This window comes from Delftia sp. WSY_10 (assembly GCF_043104705.1).
Classification (GTDB): domain Bacteria; phylum Pseudomonadota; class Gammaproteobacteria; order Burkholderiales; family Burkholderiaceae_C; genus Comamonas; species Comamonas tsuruhatensis.
The window spans coordinates 224,533-240,899 of sequence record NZ_JBICKY010000056.1 but is presented as its reverse complement, the minus strand read 5'-3'; the positions used below and the strand labels follow the sequence as shown (position 1 = coordinate 240,899).

General features: G+C 68.7%; 14 protein-coding genes. 7 read left to right on the top strand and 7 right to left on the bottom strand.

The genetic code is table 11. The annotated features are described in order from the left end of the window. Positions 1-254 precede the first annotated feature (254 nt). The 3 genes from ACF8ML_RS23720 (at position 255) to ACF8ML_RS23710 (ending at position 3,758) form a co-directional block, all read left to right on the top strand. Positions 255-1,019 (top strand): DeoR/GlpR family DNA-binding transcription regulator, encoded by a 765-nt coding sequence (locus ACF8ML_RS23720; protein ID WP_016452008.1) that lies wholly within the window; start codon positions 255-257, stop codon positions 1,017-1,019. Between the two features lie 73 nt (positions 1,020-1,092). Next, the gene (glpK, locus tag ACF8ML_RS23715) at positions 1,093-2,589 is read left to right on the top strand and encodes a glycerol kinase GlpK (protein WP_047326322.1); all 1,497 of its coding nucleotides are present in this window, start codon (positions 1,093-1,095) and stop codon (positions 2,587-2,589) included. An 11-nt stretch (positions 2,590-2,600) separates the two neighbouring features. Then, positions 2,601-3,758: an esterase-like activity of phytase family protein gene (locus tag ACF8ML_RS23710; protein WP_047326323.1), complete on the top strand. Its 1,158-nt coding sequence runs from the start codon at positions 2,601-2,603 to the stop codon at positions 3,756-3,758. A gap of 7 nt (positions 3,759-3,765) precedes the next feature. On the opposite strand, the gene ACF8ML_RS23705 is transcribed toward ACF8ML_RS23710, so the two are convergent. Then, positions 3,766-4,461, bottom strand: a complete 696-nt coding sequence (locus ACF8ML_RS23705) for a GntR family transcriptional regulator (RefSeq protein WP_016449162.1) — start codon at positions 4,459-4,461, stop codon at positions 3,766-3,768. A 95-nt stretch (positions 4,462-4,556) separates the two neighbouring features. Here ACF8ML_RS23705 and ACF8ML_RS23700 point away from each other — a divergent pair, with 95 nt between their 5' ends. The 4 genes from ACF8ML_RS23700 to proC all read left to right on the top strand — a co-directional run bounded on the left by ACF8ML_RS23700 (position 4,557) and on the right by proC (position 9,038). After that, positions 4,557-6,254 (top strand): thiamine pyrophosphate-binding protein, encoded by a 1,698-nt coding sequence (locus ACF8ML_RS23700; protein WP_017406108.1) that lies wholly within the window; start codon positions 4,557-4,559, stop codon positions 6,252-6,254. A 65-nt stretch (positions 6,255-6,319) separates the two neighbouring features. Further along, complete coding sequence (locus ACF8ML_RS23695; RefSeq protein WP_016449160.1) at positions 6,320-7,336, top strand: tripartite tricarboxylate transporter substrate binding protein; 1,017 nt, start codon at positions 6,320-6,322, stop codon at positions 7,334-7,336. Between the two features lie 38 nt (positions 7,337-7,374). Beyond that, positions 7,375-8,166, top strand: a complete 792-nt coding sequence (locus ACF8ML_RS23690; protein WP_047326325.1) for a VOC family protein — start codon at positions 7,375-7,377, stop codon at positions 8,164-8,166. Between the two features lie 32 nt (positions 8,167-8,198). After that, complete coding sequence (gene proC, locus ACF8ML_RS23685) at positions 8,199-9,038, top strand: pyrroline-5-carboxylate reductase (protein WP_047326326.1); 840 nt, start codon at positions 8,199-8,201, stop codon at positions 9,036-9,038. A 73-nt stretch (positions 9,039-9,111) separates the two neighbouring features. Here the strand turns inward: proC and ubiA are convergent, their stop codons facing one another. The 6 genes from ubiA to recG all read right to left on the bottom strand — a co-directional run bounded on the left by ubiA (position 9,112) and on the right by recG (position 16,233). Next, positions 9,112-9,981: a 4-hydroxybenzoate octaprenyltransferase gene (gene ubiA, locus ACF8ML_RS23680; protein WP_047326327.1), complete on the bottom strand. Its 870-nt coding sequence runs from the start codon at positions 9,979-9,981 to the stop codon at positions 9,112-9,114. Between the two features lie 126 nt (positions 9,982-10,107). Next, entirely contained in the window at positions 10,108-10,905 is a 798-nt protein-coding gene (locus tag ACF8ML_RS23675) for a phosphatase PAP2 family protein (protein WP_126311171.1), read from the bottom strand. 47 nt (positions 10,906-10,952) lie between these two features. Further along, positions 10,953-11,540: a Dps family protein gene (locus ACF8ML_RS23670; protein ID WP_392408157.1), complete on the bottom strand. Its 588-nt coding sequence runs from the start codon at positions 11,538-11,540 to the stop codon at positions 10,953-10,955. Positions 11,541-11,660: 120 nt separating this feature from the next. After that, positions 11,661-12,626, bottom strand: a complete 966-nt coding sequence (locus tag ACF8ML_RS23665; protein ID WP_016449154.1) for a LysR substrate-binding domain-containing protein — start codon at positions 12,624-12,626, stop codon at positions 11,661-11,663. A gap of 226 nt (positions 12,627-12,852) precedes the next feature. Next, positions 12,853-13,626 (bottom strand): MHYT domain-containing protein, encoded by a 774-nt coding sequence (locus ACF8ML_RS23660; protein WP_043789162.1) that lies wholly within the window; start codon positions 13,624-13,626, stop codon positions 12,853-12,855. A 342-nt stretch (positions 13,627-13,968) separates the two neighbouring features. Continuing rightward, positions 13,969-16,233 (bottom strand): ATP-dependent DNA helicase RecG, encoded by a 2,265-nt coding sequence (recG, locus tag ACF8ML_RS23655; protein ID WP_061287265.1) that lies wholly within the window; start codon positions 16,231-16,233, stop codon positions 13,969-13,971. Positions 16,234-16,367: the final 134 nt, after the last annotated feature.

Genomic DNA, 16,367 nt, shown 5'->3' with positions numbered 1-16,367 from the left:
GCCACCGGGGCAGCATTTGAACAAGGAGAAAGGCGGGCCTCCAAAGCGCGTTTGAAGGCCCGAACGTCTTCATTTTTGTTCTTTCCGGATCGCAGCCCATCAACACATACCCTAGGTGCTGTTCCTTTTTCTTCGTTTTAAAGTTCCCCAGCCCACGGCTGGCCGCGTCAAATGCGCTATAAACCCGTCGCCCGGCCCGATTGACTGCCCGACCATCCACCCGTCCCCCCGATCGCCCCTCCGATGGATTTGCCGTGAACACCAACCCCCGCCAACTACAGCTGCTGGACGAAGTCCGCAGCCGCCAGTCCACCACGGTGGAGCAGCTGGCCGAGATCCTGGGCGTGACGCTTCAGACCGTGCGCCGCGACATTCAGAAGCTGGCAGATGCCGGGCTGATGGTGCGCTTTCACGGCGGCGTGCGCGTGCCCAGCGCCACGGTCGAGAACCTGGGCCACCCCCAGCGCCAGGTGCTGCATGCCGAAGGCAAGTCGCGCATTGCGCGCGCCGTGGCCGAGGCCATTCCCAACGGCTGCTCGCTGATCCTGAACATCGGCACCACCACCGAGGCCGTGGCCCAGGCCCTGCTCAAGCACCGGGGCCTGCGCGTGATCACCAACAACCTCAACGTGGCGGCCATCCTCAGCTCCAACGCCGACTGCGAGGTCATCGTGGCCGGCGGCGTGGTCCGCACGCGCGACCGGGGCATCGTGGGCGAGGCCGCTGTGGATTTCATACGCCAGTTCAAGGTGGACATCGCCCTGATCGGCATCTCGGCCATCGAGCCCGATGGCAGCCTGCGCGACTTCGACATGCGCGAAGTCAAGGTGGCCCAGACCATCATTGCCCAGTCGCGCGAGGTCTGGCTGGCCGCCGACCACAGCAAGTTCCACCGCCAGGCCATGGTGGAGCTGGCCCGCCTGGACCAGATCGACCGCCTGTTCACCGATACCGCGCCCCCTGCGCCCTTCGACGCACTGCTTCGCGAAGCCGAGGTGCAATGCGTGGTGGCGCAATAAGTTTTCCGCAGCCGCTGCGCCACCGCCCGCACAGGACACGCGCACCGGCCCTGCTTTTCCTGGATACCGCACCATGACCTATCTGCTTGCCCTGGACCAGGGCACCTCCAGCTCGCGCAGCATCGTCTTCGACACCCAGGGCCGCATCGTGGCCTCTGCCCAGCTGGAGCTGCCGCAGATCTATCCCCGCCCCGGCTGGGTGGAGCACGATCCGCGCGAGATCTGGCGCACCCAGCTGGCCACGGCGCGCGAGGCCCTGGCCAAGGCCGGGCTGGCGGCGGCCGACATCCGCGCCCTGGGCATCACCAACCAGCGCGAGACCACCGTGGTCTGGAACCGCGCCACGGGCCAGCCCCTGCATCACGCCATCGTCTGGCAGGACCGCCGCGCCGAGCCGCTGTGCGCCCAGCTGCGCGAGGCCGGCCATGCCGACACCATCCAGCGCAAGACCGGCCTGCTGATCGACGCCTATTTCTCGGGCACCAAGCTGCGCTGGATCCTGGACAACGTCAATGGCGCACGCGCCGCCGCCGAGCGCGGCGAGCTGGCCTTCGGCACCGTGGACAGCTGGCTGATCTGGCAGCTCACGGGCGGGCGCCGCCATGTGACCGATGTCTCCAACGCCAGCCGCACCATGCTGTTCAACGTCCACACCAACCAGTGGGACGACGATCTGCTGGCGCTGCTGGAGATTCCGCGCGCGCTGATGCCCGAGGTGCTGCCTTCCGCCGCCGATTTCGGCCGCACGGCAGCCGAGGTGCTGGGCGGCGAGATCGCCATCGGCGGCGTGGCCGGCGACCAGCAAAGCGCCCTCTTCGGCCAGGCCTGCTTTTCCGCCGGCATGGCCAAGAACACCTATGGCACGGGCTGCTTCATGCTCATGCACACGGGCGGCGTGTTCCAGACCTCCGCCAACGGCCTGCTGACCACCGCTGCTGCACAGCCCAGCGCTGCGCCGGCCTATGCGCTGGAAGGCAGCGTCTTCGTGGGCGGCGCCGTGGTCCAGTGGCTGCGCGACGGGCTGCGCGCCATCGAGCACAGCGGCCAGGTGCAGCAACTGGCCGAGAGCGTGCCCGACTCGGGCGGCGTGATGATGGTGCCGGCCTTCACCGGACTGGGCGCCCCCTACTGGAAGCCCGATGCGCGCGGCACCATCACGGGCCTGACGCGCGGCACCACCATGGCCCACATTGCGCGGGCCGCGCTGGAATCCATTGCCTTCCAGAGCGCCGCCCTGCTGCTGGCCATGAGCCGCGATGCGGTGGCCAGCGGCGGCGCGCCGGTGAGCGAACTGCGCGTGGACGGCGGCGCCTGCGTCAACAACCTGCTCATGCAGTTCCAGGCCGACCTGCTGGGCATTCCCGTCGTGCGCCCGGCCTGCGTGGAGACCACGGCCCTGGGCGCGGCCTACCTGGCGGGCCTGTCCTCGGGCGTGTACCAGAGCACCGAGGAACTGTCGGCGCTGTGGAAGGCCGAGCGCCGCTTCGTTCCTACGCTGGACAAGCACCGCGCCGACGAGCTGATGGCACGCTGGGAGCATGCGGTGGCCCAGACCGCGCTGGCGGCCTGAGGCTGACTGTCTTGCGCCGGCTTGCCAGCCTGGTTGCTTGCGGCCTGTGGCTGGCAGGCTGTGCCGCGCCACCGCAGGCGCTGCTGGTCCCGCAGCCCACCGCCTGCGCACGCCTGCAATGGCTGGGCAGCACCACCCTTGCGCGGGACGAGCCCATCGACGGCGCCATCACAGGCGGCATCTCGGGCCTGGACTACGACGCGCAGCGCGGCGACTACGTGGCCATCAGCGATGACCGCTCGGCCCGCGGCCCCGCGCGCTGGATGCGCCTGCGCATGGAGCCGCTGGACGCCGGCCAGCGCGCCGGCCCCAACCCCTGGCAGGCGCAGGTCACCGAAGTGCATCCGCTGCGGGATACCGAAGGCCACTGGCTGCGCCCGCGCCATGCCGCGCCCGCCACCCAGCCCGTGCCCGACCCCGAAGCCATCCGCCTGCTGCCGGACGGCGGCCTGCTGTGGACCGACGAAGGCGACCCGGGCCGGGGCTTTGGCACCTCGCTGGTGAGGACCGACGCCACGGGCCGCCAGATCGCGCGGTGGTTCTACGCATTCAAGGACAAGGACGGCAGGCCGGGCCTGCGCTCGAACTTCGGCTTCGAGGGGCTGGCCGTCACGCCGGACGGACAGCAGGCCTGGCTGGCCCTGGAGGCGCCGCTGCGCCAGGACGGCCCGCGCGCCAGCGCCGCCACGGCAGGCGCGCCCGTGCGCATCAGCCTGGTCAGCCTGGACGACGGCCGGCTGCTGCGCCAGATCGCCTACCAGCCCGATGCCGTGCCGGCCGCCAGCTGGGCCCTGCCCCAGCGCGAGGTCAACGGCATCAGCGAAATCCTGCCGGACGGTCCCGACCATCTGCTGGTACTGGAGCGCTCTTACAGCCCGGGCCACGGCTTTGGCGCGCGGCTGTACCGCATCGGCCTGCAAGCGACCGATACGCTGGCCATGGACAGCTTCATGCGCAACCCGCCGCAGGTGGCAGCCAAGCAGCTGATTGCGGACCTGTCCACGGTTCAGCGCGGGCGGCTGGACAACATGGAGGCCATGTCCTGGGGCCCGCCGCTGCCCGATGGCACGCGCGTGCTGGTGTTCGCCAGCGACGACAACTTCAACCCGGCGCAGGCCAACCAGATCCTGGTCACCGCCTACCGGCCCTCGACGCCCTGCGCCCCCTGAAGGCGCTTCAGGGCGTGGCCTGCACCTGCTCCTGCGGCAGGTAGATGCGCGTCAGACCGCGCGCAATCGCCTCCACGATCTGCTCGCGCCGCAGGCCGATGTGCTCGGCCATCAGGCGCTCGCTGGCCTGGGCGTCGCGGTCGCTCAAGGCCTGCAGGATTTCCAGGTGCTCGTGCTGGGTGGAGGCGCGCCCCACGTTCTCCATGTCGATCCACCGGATGAAGCGGATGCGCTCGTTCAGGCTCACCAGCATGCGCCGCAGCTCGGCATTGCCAGCCATGTCGGCAATGCGCAGATGGAATCCCTCGTCCAGGTCCACCAGCTGCCGCACCGGCGTGTCGGAGGCCACGCGCTGGCTCTGCTCCAGATAGGCCCGCGCCTCGTCGATCTGGGCATCGGTGGCGCGCTCCACGGCCAAGCGCACGCATTCGCGCTCCACGGCCACGCGGGCCTCGTACAGGTCCAGTGACTCCTTCACGTCCAGTTCGCGCCGCATGTAGCCGCGGCTGGCGGGCAGCAGAAAACCGTCGGCCACCAGCCGCGTCAGTGCCTCGCGCACGGGCGTGCGGCTCACGCCCAGGCGCAGCGCCAGTTCGCTCTCGCTCAGGCGCTCGCCCGGTTTGAACTCGTAGGAAATGGCCATGTCACGCAGCGTGCTGTAGACGCTGGAGCCCCGTTCGTGGCGGATGTTGGAGATTTTCATGGCGCCATTGTGCCCTCTGGCGCTTTGGATACTTTTAAGTATACTGAAATGGATTCTTAAAAACCCCTCATCCAACCTGCCCGGAGACTCCCGACATGACCACCGCTTTCAATGGCGCCGACGCCATGGTCCGCATGCTTCAGCTCAACGGCGTCAAGCACATCTTCGGCCTGTGCGGCGACACCAGCCTGCCCTTCTACGACGCCATGGCGCGGCTGGACCACGGCATGGACCACATCCTCACGCGGGACGAGCGCAGCGCCGGCTACATGGCCGACGCCTATGCGCGCGTCACAGGCAAGGTGGGCGTGTGCGAAGGCCCCAGCGGCGGCGGCGCCACCTACCTGCTGCCCGGCCTGGCCGAGGCCAACGAATCCTCGGTGCCCGTGCTGGGCATCACCTCGGACGTCTCCGTGGGCGCACGCGGCAAGTTCCCGCTGACCGAACTGGACCAGCAGGCGCTGTACAGGCCGCTGACCAAGTGGAATACCACCATCGACCGCGTGGACCAGATTCCGCACGCCGTGCGCAGCGCCTTTCGCGCCATGACCACGGGCCGGCCGGGCGCCACCCATATCTGCCTGCCCTATGACGTGCAAAAGCACGCGCTGGATCCGGCCGATGTCTGGGCCCAGCCCGGCCATGACCGCTATCCCGCCTACCGGTCCGCGCCCGATCCGGCGGCCGTGGCCGAGGCAGCCGACCGCCTGGTGGCGGCACGCTCCCCCGTGCTGATCTGCGGCGGCGGCGTGCTCATCGCGGGCGCCGGCGCCGCGCTGGATGCGCTGGCCACCCTGCTCAACGCGCCCGTGTGCTCCAGCGTCAGCGGCCAGGGCAGTCTTGCCGGCAGCCATCCGCTCAATGCCGGCGTGGTGGGCACCAATGGCGGCGTCGAGGCCACGCGCGCCGTGGTGGCGCAGGCCGATCTGGTGATGTTCATCGGCGCACGCGCCGGCTCCACCACCACCGAGCACTGGCAGATGCCCTCGCGCAAGGTGACCATCGTCCATCTGGACGTGGACGCCATGACCATAGGCACCAACTACCGCACCGACGTGGCCCTGGTGGGCGACGCTCTGCTGGGCCTGCAGGCGCTGCACGCGGCCGTGCAGCAGCGCATCGCCCGCCGCCCCGCCGATGCCGCGGACGGCGCCGCGCTGGCGGCCACCGCGCGCGCCGCCAAGCAGGCCTTCTTCGCGCCACTGGCCGCCTCGCTGGAGCGCCCCATCAAGCCCGAGCGCGTGGTGGACACGCTCAACCGCCTGCTGCCCGCGCGCGCCATCGTGGTGGCCGACCCCGGCACGCCCTGCCCCTACTTCACGGCCTATTTCGACGCGCCCCAGGCCGGCCGGCACTTCATCACCAACCGCGCGCACGGGGCGCTGGGCTTTGCCATGTCCGCCGGCTTTGGCGCAGCCATCGGCCAGCCCGATTCCGTGGTGGTCGCGGTCATGGGCGACGGCAGCTTCGGCTTCACCTGCGGCGAGCTGGAAACCATCGTGCGCCGCAACGTGCCGCTGAAGATGATCGTGTTCTCCAATAGCGTGTTCGGCTGGATCAAGGCCAGCCAGAAGTCCGGCTACGATGAACGCTACTTCTCCGTCGACTTCAACCGCACCCACCATGCCCGCGTGGCCGAGGCCTTCGGCGTCAAGGCATGGCGCGTGGAGGACCCGGCAGACCTCGAAGCCGCGCTCAAGGCTGCGCTGATGCACGACGGCCCGGCGCTGGTGGATGTGATCTCGCAAGAGCTCCAGGACACGGCCGTGCCGGTGAGCCAATGGATGGGTTGACGCCAGGCCCCACGCACAGACCCCCTCTCCCCTCTGCCCGTCAATGCGCTTGAAAAGGAGTTTCCATGCCCTGCCGCCCTACACGCAGCCCTTCACGCAGCCCTTCACGCCACCTCTACCGCCGCCAGCTGCTGCTGGCCATGGCCGCCGCATCCCTGCTGGGGCCGGCGGGCACGGCGTTCGCGCAGGGTGCCGCCCCGCTCAAGCTGGTCATCACCTTCCCGCCAGGGGGCAGCACCGACATCGCCGCGCGCATACTGCAGCCGCGCCTGGGCGAGGTGGCCGGGCGGTCGGTGATCGTGGAGAACCGCCCCGGCGCCGCCAGCCAGATCGCCACCCAGTACGTGGCCAAGTCGGCCCCGGACGGCAACACCCTGCTGTTCAGCTTCGACACCCATGCCATCAATCCCATCGCCAAGTCCCGGCTGCCCTACGACACCTTCAAGGACTTCACGGGCGTGTCGCTGGCGCTGCGCTTTCCGCTGGTGATCGGCGCCTCGGCCTCGGTGCCCGCCAAGGACCTGGCCGGCTTCCTGGAGCTGGCGCGCCGCAACCCGGGCAAATACAGCTACGCATCGACCGGCCTGGGGTCCATGAACCACCTGGTGATGGAGGACATCAAGCGCCGCTCGGGCACCTACGTGCTGCATGTGCCCTACGGCGGCGGCGGCCCGGCCGTGCAGGCCGTGCTCGGCAATGTGTCCGACCTCACCCTGCTCAGCTACGCGGCGCTGCGCGGCCAGATTTCGGCGGGCAAGATCAAGCCGCTGGCGGTGACCGGCCTCAAGCGCCTGCCCGAGCTGCCCGACGTGCCCACCGTGGCCGAATCGGGCTTTGCGGGCTTCGAGGCCTATTCGTGGATCGGCGTCTTCGCGCCTTCCGCCACGCCGGCCGCCACGGTGCACAAGCTCACCGAAGACTTCCAGGCCACGCTGAACACGCCCGACATCCGCAGCAAGCTCATGCAGTCGGGCTTCGAAGTCATGGCCACGGACGGACCCGCCCTCGACCGCTGGGTGCGCCAGGAATATGAGCGCTGGGGCCGCTTCGTGCGGGACAACAAGATCCAGCTCGAAGACTGAGAATCCGGACGGCACCCCCTTACAACACAGGAGCATTCATGGCACTTCCGCTGGACCACATCGTCATCGCCGTGCAGGACCTCGAGGCCGCCGTGGCGGACTACCGCGCGCTGGGCTTCCAGGTCGCCATCGGCGGCCGCCATCCGGGCCGCACCTCGCACAACGCGCTGGTCGTGTTTGCCGATGGCGCCTACCTGGAGATCATTGCCTGGACCGCCCCGGCGCCCGAAGAGCGCTGGTACCGCACGCTGCGCGACCATGGCGAAGGGCTGGTGGACTTCGCCCTGCTGCCCCAAAGCACCTCCCAGGCCCTGGCCGAGGCGCGCGGGCGGGGGCTGGACACCCTGATCGGCCCCGTGGACGGAGGCCGCGTGCGCCCCGATGGCGCGCAACTGCTGTGGCAGACGGCGCGCCACGCCACGCCCGACCTGCCCTTCCTGTGCGGCGACGTCACGCCGCGCGCGCTGCGCGTGCCCGAAGGCAGCGTGCGCGAGCATCCCAACGGCGCGCTGGGCGTAGCCTCGCTGACCGTCGCCGTGCACGATCTGGACGCCAGCCTGGACCGCTACCGGGCGCTGCTGGGCCCGGGCCTGCCGCTGGAGAAGCTGGACAACCAGGGCGCGCGGCTGGCATTGCCGGGGTTCGACCTGCTGCTGCAAGGCGCGCAGGCACTGGCGGCCTGCGACGCACTGCGCCAGCGCCTTGCCACCCGCGGAGAGGGCCCTTGCACGCTCACCCTGCGCCAGCGGCCCGGCGCCCCGGCACAGCCCCTGGACCTGGCCGCCAGCCATGGCGTGGACATGCGCTGGCACGGTGGGAACACGCTCTAAACTCTTCGTTTTCCTTCTCCACCGCCACCAGCATGAACACCGTTTCCACAGCCTCCCCTGTCATCGCCTTCATCGGTGGCGGCAACATGGCCAGCGCCATCATCGGCGGACTGATCGGCCAGGGCCAATCCGCAGACCGCATCGTCGTCGTCGAACCCTTCGAGGCTGCACGCGACGCGCTGCGCACGAACTTCGGCATCACGGCACATGCCGATGCCGCGGCCGCCGCCAGCGCGCTGGACGGTGCCGGCATCGTGGTCTGGGCCGTCAAGCCCCAGACCTTCAAGGAAGCCGCCCAGGCCGTGGCGCCGCACACCGCCCAGGCCCTGCACCTGAGCGTTGCCGCCGGCATTCCCACGGACTCCATCGCCCAGTGGCTTGGCACGGGCCGCATCGTGCGCGCCATGCCCAATACGCCGGCCCTGGTGGGCAAGGGCATGACGGGCCTGTTCGCATGCGCCCAGGTCGATGCCGCAGGCAAGAGCGCCATCGAGCAGGTCGTTGCCACCACGGGCCAGTTCGTCTGGGTCGACCAGGAAGCGCACCTGGACGCCGTGACCGCACTGTCGGGCTCGGGCCCAGCCTATGTCTTCCTGTTCCTCGAAGCCATGACACAGGCCGGCGTGGACATGGGCCTCACGGCCGAGCAGTCCTACCGCCTGGGCGTGGCCACCTTCCAGGGCGCATCGGAACTGGCCGCCCGCTCCACTGAAAGCGCCGACGTGCTGCGCCAGCGCGTGACCAGCAAGGGCGGCACCACCCACGCCGCCATCACCCACATGCAGGCGCAACAGGTGCCCGAGCATTTCGTGGCCGCCATGCGGGCGGCGGAAACACGGGCCAAGGAGCTGGCCGCCGAGTTCGGCCGCTGAGCCCGACGCAGCGCGCCCAGGCACCATGCAAAAGGGAGGCACCGGCCTCCCTTGTTTTTTCAGCGCTGAGCCCTCAGCGCAGCGCAAACCCCAGCGCCACGCCCGCGAACAGGCTGGCACCGATCCAGTGGCTCTTGCTGAAGGCGACGAAGCAGCCTTCGCGCGTGCGGTGGCGGATCAGGGTGAAGTGCCAGATCACCTGGGCCGCAGCCACGGCCAGGCCCAGCCAGAAAGGCCAGGCCAGGCCGAAGGGCGCCAACGCCCAGACCGTGAGCAGGCCGCAGAGCACGAAGAAACCCATGACGGCCGCCACGTCGAAGCGGCCCAGGGTGATGGCCGAGGTCTTCATGCCGATCCTGAGGTCATCGTCGCGGTCCACCATGGCGTATTCGGTGTCATAGGCCAGCACCAGGAACATGTTGGCCAACCACAGAATCCAGGCCGTGGCGGGCACCTGCCCCTGCACGGCGGCGAAGGCGATGACGATGCCGAAATTGAAGGCGATGCCCAGAAACGCCTGGGGCATGGCGAAGAAGCGCTTGGTGAACGGGTAGAGGATGGTGAACAGCACGGCGGGCACGGACCAGGCCACGGCCTCCCAGCGGGTGGTCAGCACCAGGCCCAGCGAGACCAGGGCCAGGGCCGCGCCCAGCAGCGCGGCCTCCTTCACCGAGACCAGTCCCGAGGTGATGGGGCGCTGCGTGGTGCGCTTGACGTGGCGGTCGAAGTCGCGGTCGGCGATGTCATTGATGCAGCAGCCGGCGCTGCGCATCAGCACCGTGCCCAGCACGAAGACCACCAGCAGATGCCAGCCCGGAAACCCGCCCGCCGCCACCCACAGTGCGGCCAGCGTGGGCCAGACCAGGACCAGCCAGCCGGCCGGCCGGTTGAAGCGGACCAGGTCCAGGTAGAGCGACAGTTTGCTGCGCCGGGGCGCAGGCATGGGCGTAGAGGAGGAGGTAGGCATGGCGTCTGGGCGCCGATGGCGGCCGTGGGCCGACCATCGCACGCATCACATTCGAAAATGCCCGCATTGTCGCCGCTGGGCGGGCGGGCTCGGCGGCGCGCCTCAGCAGCGCCTGCCGGCAACGCGGGTTTGCGCCCACTCCACGGCACAGATCACCAGCGCCATCCAGGCCAGGCCCAGCAGCCAGCCAGCCAGCACATCGCTGGCATAGTGCACGCGCAGCACGACGCGGCTGGCGCCCACGCCCAGGGCAACGGCCAGGGCCGCCAGGCCCACGCACCAGCGCCAGGCAGGCCGCAGGTACGGCAGCAGCAGCCAGGCCAGCATCAGATAGAGCACGAAGGTGCCGGCGCTGTGGCCGCTGGGGAAGCTGAAGCCGCCCTCGGGCACCCAGCCGCCCACGGGGCGCGGGCGGCCCACGCTGGTCTTGATGGCGCGTATCCACAGGCCGACTCCCGCCGTGGCCACCACCCAGGCGGCCGCATGCAGCCAGTCGCGGCGCCACAGCAGCAGCGCCAGCACGGCAACAGACAGCGACACCATCCAGCCCACATGGCCCAGCTGGGTGAAGGCGACCACGGGGCGCACCCAGGCATCGGTGGCATGGCCAGCAAGCCACTGGTGCAGGGCATCGTCCAGCACCGGCCAGTCGGTGCAGGAGTCGCAGCCTGCGGGCTGGCCCAGGCCCAGCATGTCGCGCACCATCACGCCCAGGGCCAGCGCGGCCAGCAGGCCCGCCGCAACCAGGCCCTGCCATGCGGCGCGTGGCATCGGCAGGCCTGCATGGCGCAGCCGCGCGGCGGCGGGCAGGCGCAGGTAGAAAAAAAGGCCGCCCAAGGCGGCCAGTACCAGGCACAGGCCGCTCGTGGCGGCGTGTGCGTCAATCCAGGTCCGGAGCATGCGCGGTCATCACTCCCGGGCCGTAGGTGCTTGGGGCATGTGCAGCATCACTCTTCAAGCAGGGCACGCAGCATCCAGGCGGTCTGCTCATGCACGGTCAGGCGCTGGGTCAGCAGGTCGGCCGTGGGCTCGTCGCTGGCTTTGTCGGCCAGCGGGAAGAGGCTGCGCGCCGTCCGTGCCACGGCTTCATGGCCTGCCACCAGGATGCGCACCATCTCCAGGGCCTTGGGCGGATCGTGGGGCACGTCGGCCAGGCTGGTGAGCTTGCCGAAGTCGGCATAGGAGCCCGGTACGAAATGGCCCAGGGCGCGGATGCGCTCGGCGATGGGATCAACGGCGTTCCACAGTTCCGTGTACTGCCCCATGAACATGGTGTGCAGTGTGTTGAACATCGGGCCCGTGACGTTCCAGTGAAAGTTGTGCGTTGTCAGATAGAGCGTGTAGGTGTCGGCCAGCAGGGCCGACAGGCCCTTGGAGATGGCGGCACGGTCCTTGTCGCTGATGCCGATGTGGATGGCGCTGGAGCGCACGGACACCGGTGCGACATCGGCCGTCGCTGCCTGCACGGTCTTGGCGGCCTGCACGGCCTCTGGCTTCTTTGCACCGGACTTGTCTTTGCTGGCATTTTTGGCCATGGGATCCCTTTCAACTTCGTACGGATGGAATATGCCCCGGGCAGACCGCCCGGAGACCGAAAGCAACGATAACGCAAGCGCGGTGGCCCTGGAGGCACGGCCCGCGCAGCGGTGCAGTCATCAGGACAGGCGTTTGACGCCGGGCAAGGCGCAGGCGTAGACCGCGTTGCGCAGGGCGGCGATGGCCTCGTAGCGCGTGAAGCTGCGGCGCCAGGCCAGGACCACGCGGCGCGTGGGCGGGGCCGAGCCGTCGTCCTCGAGGATGGGCAGGTAGCGGATGTGCGGCTCGTCGGTCTTGCGGCGGCGCGCCGTGGTCTCCAGCGCATCGGCGGGCACGGACAGGCGCGGCACCAGGGTCACGCCCATGCCGGCGGCCACCATGTGCTTGATGGTCTCCAGCGACGAACCTTCGAAGGTGCGGCGAATGCCTTCGGCATTGCTGGCATAGCGTGCGAACTCGGGGCAGACCTGGAGCACATGGTCGCGGAAGCAGTGGCCCGAGCCCAGCAGCAGCATGGTCTCGTTCTTGAGATCGCTGGTGGAGACATGGTCCTTCTGGGCCAGCGCATGGGTGCTGGGCACGGCAGCCATGAAGGGCTCGTCGTACAGCGGCGCCAGCGCCAGGCCGGTGTCGGGGAAGGGCTCGGCGACGATGGCGCAGTCGATCTCGCCCGTGCGCAGCATCTCCAGCAGCTTGATGGTGTAGTTCTCCTGCAGCATCAGCGGCATCTGCGGCGTGCGCAGGATGGAGTTGCGCACCAGATCGGGCAGCAGGTAGGGGCCGATGGTGTAGATCACGCCCAGCGTGAGCACGCCCGACAGCGGGTCCTTGCCGCGCTTGGCGATTTCCTTGATCTCGGCGGCCTGCTCCAGCACGCTTTGCGCCTGCCGGATGATCTCCTCTCCCAGCGACGTGACCGACACTTCGCCGGCGCTGCGCTCGAAGAGCTTGACATCGAGCTCCTCCTCCAGCTTTTTGATCGCCACGGACAACGTGGGCTGGGACACATAACAGGCTTCGGCGGCGCGGCCAAAATGCTTTTCACGTGCCACGGCCACGATGTATTTGAGTTCGGTAAGTGTCATTGGCGAGCTGTGTCTGGGAGGGAACCTCGGGAAATACGATGGTCTTAGACCTGGAACCTGGGCCGAAACCTTTGTGTAACCAGGCCTTGCGGCCCGGTTGCCGGGGTGCTCCCCTCAAAAGTTCCTGTGCAGACTCTAGGATTTGTCCTATTTCGATTGTGCCAGTCCTCGTCCACGCATGACCACTGCGCGCTCCCCGACCTGCCGGCTTTTTGCATTTATCCACCTAGTGCAGCGGCCGGCGCATCCGGTCGCGCTGCTGCATGAGCTGGTCCATGCCTATCAATGCTGCCAGGCCTATGGCCACGATCACGGTAAAGACGGGAAGGTCCAAAGCGCTGATCACGGCAAAACCTTGCGGCCGAGCATACCGCTGTGTCTCGGAAATGCATACAAAGTCTGCTGCGGCCATGCCCGTGTAATGCATGGAGCATACTGCCGCCCCCATCACGGCAGCCGCCAGCGCCCGCATGCCCAGCGAGCCGGTGCGAAACGACAGCCAAAGAGCGGCGCTGGCCGCCACCACGGCAATGGCCACGGACAGCACCACGGTGGGAACGGACCAGACGATGAAGCCCGGAAAGCGCATGCCGTACATGCCCAGGTAATGCATGAAGGCCACGCCCAGGCCCAGCAGGGTGCCGGCGCCCAGCACGCGCAACCCGCTTTCGGGCCGCCGCGCGACAAAGGCCAGCGCCACCGAGGTCGCAGCGACGGCAGCCACCAGGGACACCAGGGTTTCGACCATGGAGTAGCCCGAGCCCATGCCCAGGTTCAGCGCCAGCATGCCCGTGAAATGCATGGACCACACGCCTATGCCGCCCAGCGCCGTGCCGGCCGCCAGCAGATTCAGCCAGCTGATTCCCGTGCGCCCGCGAATGCGCTGCGCCGCCGTGAGGGCCACGAAGGAGCCCAGCACGGCAATGCCATAGGACAGGGCCACCAGGCCCATGCGCCAGGAGGTCTCGACGAGTTCATTCGCTTGAACGGCTTCATTCATGTGGACGGCTCCTCATTCTCAGAAAGATGGGACAACACAAGAGTGATCACGGCCGTCCTCCCCGTGGGGAAGCGTGGGGAGGAGTGGCAGGCCATCCCTCCCGGATGGACCTACCCTGTTTTTTGCGACTCAATGTACCAAAATGTCACAAATACTCAATGCCGTCGCCGCGCGCAGATGTCACCGCCAGGACCGCATAAAGCGCTCCCTACCGACAGCTACAACGCACACGCAAACCTTGCCTGGCGCGGGCTGCGGGCCTGCGGAGCAGGCCGCCACCAGGCAGCGCCCGTGCGCGTAAAAATACGTAACAGGAACATCCCGCAAGCAGGGGCCGGCCCATCAGGCCTTGAGGAATTCGGCCTTGCCGCCCAACCAGCGGTCCACATGCCGCTGGGCCAGTTGCGGGTGCTGCTCCAGCATGCGAGGCGCCAGCTCGCGGGCCCAGTCGAGCAGCATCAGGTCCTGCTCCAGATCGGCAAAGCGCAGCATGGGAGCGCCTGATTGGCGCGCACCCAGGAATTCGCCCGGACCGCGAATCTCCAGGTCGCGCCGCGCGATCTCGAAGCCGTCGTTGGTTTCGGCCATGGCACGCAGCCGGTCCTTGGCCGTCTCGCCCAGGCGGCCGCTGTCTCCCACCGAATACAGCAGCACGCAGGCCGAAGCTGCAGCGCCCCGTCCCACGCGCCCGCGCAGCTGGTGCAGCTGCGACAGGCCAAAGCGCTCCGCATGCTCGATCACCATGAGCGAGGCATTGGGCACATCCACGCCCACTTCGATCACCGTGGTGGAGACCAGCACGCCCATGACGCCGGCCGAGAACAGCTCCATCACCGCCTTCTTCTCGGCCGTGGGCATGCGCGAATGCAGCAGGCCGACCATGACATCGGGCAGCATCTCGCTGAGGTAGGCGTGGGTGGCCGTGGCGTTGGACAGGTCCAGCGCCTCGCTTTCCTCGATCAGCGGACACACCCAGTAGACCTGGCGCCCCTGGGCGACCTGGGCGCCGATGCGTTCGATGACTTCGTCCTTGCGGCTGTCGGCAATGAGCTTGGTGACGATGGGCGTACGCCCAGGCGGCAGCTCGTCGATGGTGGAGACATCCAGGTCGGCGTAGTAGCTCATGGCCAGGGTGCGCGGGATCGGGGTGGCGCTCATCATCAGCAGATGGGGCTCCATGCCCGAGGCTGCGAGTTTCTGGCGCAGCGCCAGCCGCTGGGCCACGCCGAAGCGGTGCTGCTCGTCGATGACCGCCAGCGCCAGGTTCTTGAACTCCACCTGGTCCTGGATGACGGCATGCGTGCCCACCACCAGGGCCGCCTCGCCGCTGCGGACCAGCTCCAGCATGGCGGTGCGCTCCTTCTTCTTCTGCGCGCCGGCCAGCCAGGCCACGCGCTTGCCCAGCGGAGCCAGCAGCGGCTCCAGCCAGCCGACCAGCTTGCCGAAATGCTGCTCGGCCAGGATTTCGGTGGGCGCCATCAGCGCGCACTGCCAGCCGGCCTCGATGCAGGCCACGGCCGACAGCGCCGCCACCACCGTCTTGCCCGATCCCACATCGCCCTGCAGCAGCCGGTGCATGGGCATGCGGCGCTGCATGTCGGCGAGGATCTCGCCCACCACGCGCTGCTGGGCACCGGTCAGGCCAAAGGGCAACTGGTCGAGAAACTGGCGCGCCAGTCCCTGGGCGCTGTCCATGGGCAATGCGCGCAGCACGGGCGCCCTGAGCCGCGCGCGCTCGCGCTTGGCCTCGTATTGCGACAGTTGCTGGGCCAGCAGTTCCTCGGCCTTCAGGCGCTGCCAGGCCGGATGCGAATGGTCTTCCAGCGTGGCCAGGGCCACATCGGGCGTGGGATGGTGCAGGAACTGCAGCGCGTCACGCAGGCTGAACAGCGGCGGCAGCCCGCCGTTGCCGTGGAAATGGGCCACGGGCGGGTGCTCTCCTGCGGGCAGCGTATCGGAGAGGTCGGCCCGCAGCATCGCCGTGGCCGCTGCGCGGCGGATATAGGCCTGGGGCAGTCCTGCCGCCACCGGATAGACGGGCGTGAGCGCCGTGGGCAGATCCCCCCCGGCCGCGCGGAACGCGGGGTGCAGCATCTGCCGTCCCCAGAAGCCGCCCTTGACCTCGCCGCGTATGCGCAGCCGCGCGCCCACGGACAGGGTTTTCTGGTGCGAAGGGTAGAAGCTGAAGAAGGTCAGCACGCATTCGGCCGTGCCGTCGTCCACCGTGACCTTGAGCATGCGGCGAGGGCGCAGCTGCACTTCGCTGTGGGTGACCGTGGCCTCGATCTGCACCGTATCGCCTTCGCGCGCATTGCGCAGCGCGGTGATGCGGGTCTCGTCCTCATAGCGCAGCGGCAGGTGCAGCGCCAGGTCGATGTCGCGCACCAGTCCCATTTTCTGCAGCGCCTTCTGCGCGGGACTGGCGGCAGGCCTGGCAGCGGACTGTGCAGGCGTGGCGGCCTTGTCGCCCGAAGTGGCCGAGGCCTTGCCGGCCTTCCTGGCGCCGCCCTTGCCTGCGCCAGCCTTTGCCTTGCCGGCGCGCGCGGCCTTGCCACCAGGGGCGTCGCGCCCCAGGTCGGGAAAGGCAGAGGAGACGTTCAGGGGCATGGGCTTTCCTGTTTCAGAACATGCGCGTTGGCTGGCAGCATAGTGTATGAATATACAGGTGTAGGCAACACGCCACGTTCATGCCGGCCGGCCCTGCCCAAAGCACCCTTGACGCCCCGGGTCTCTGGGGAAGC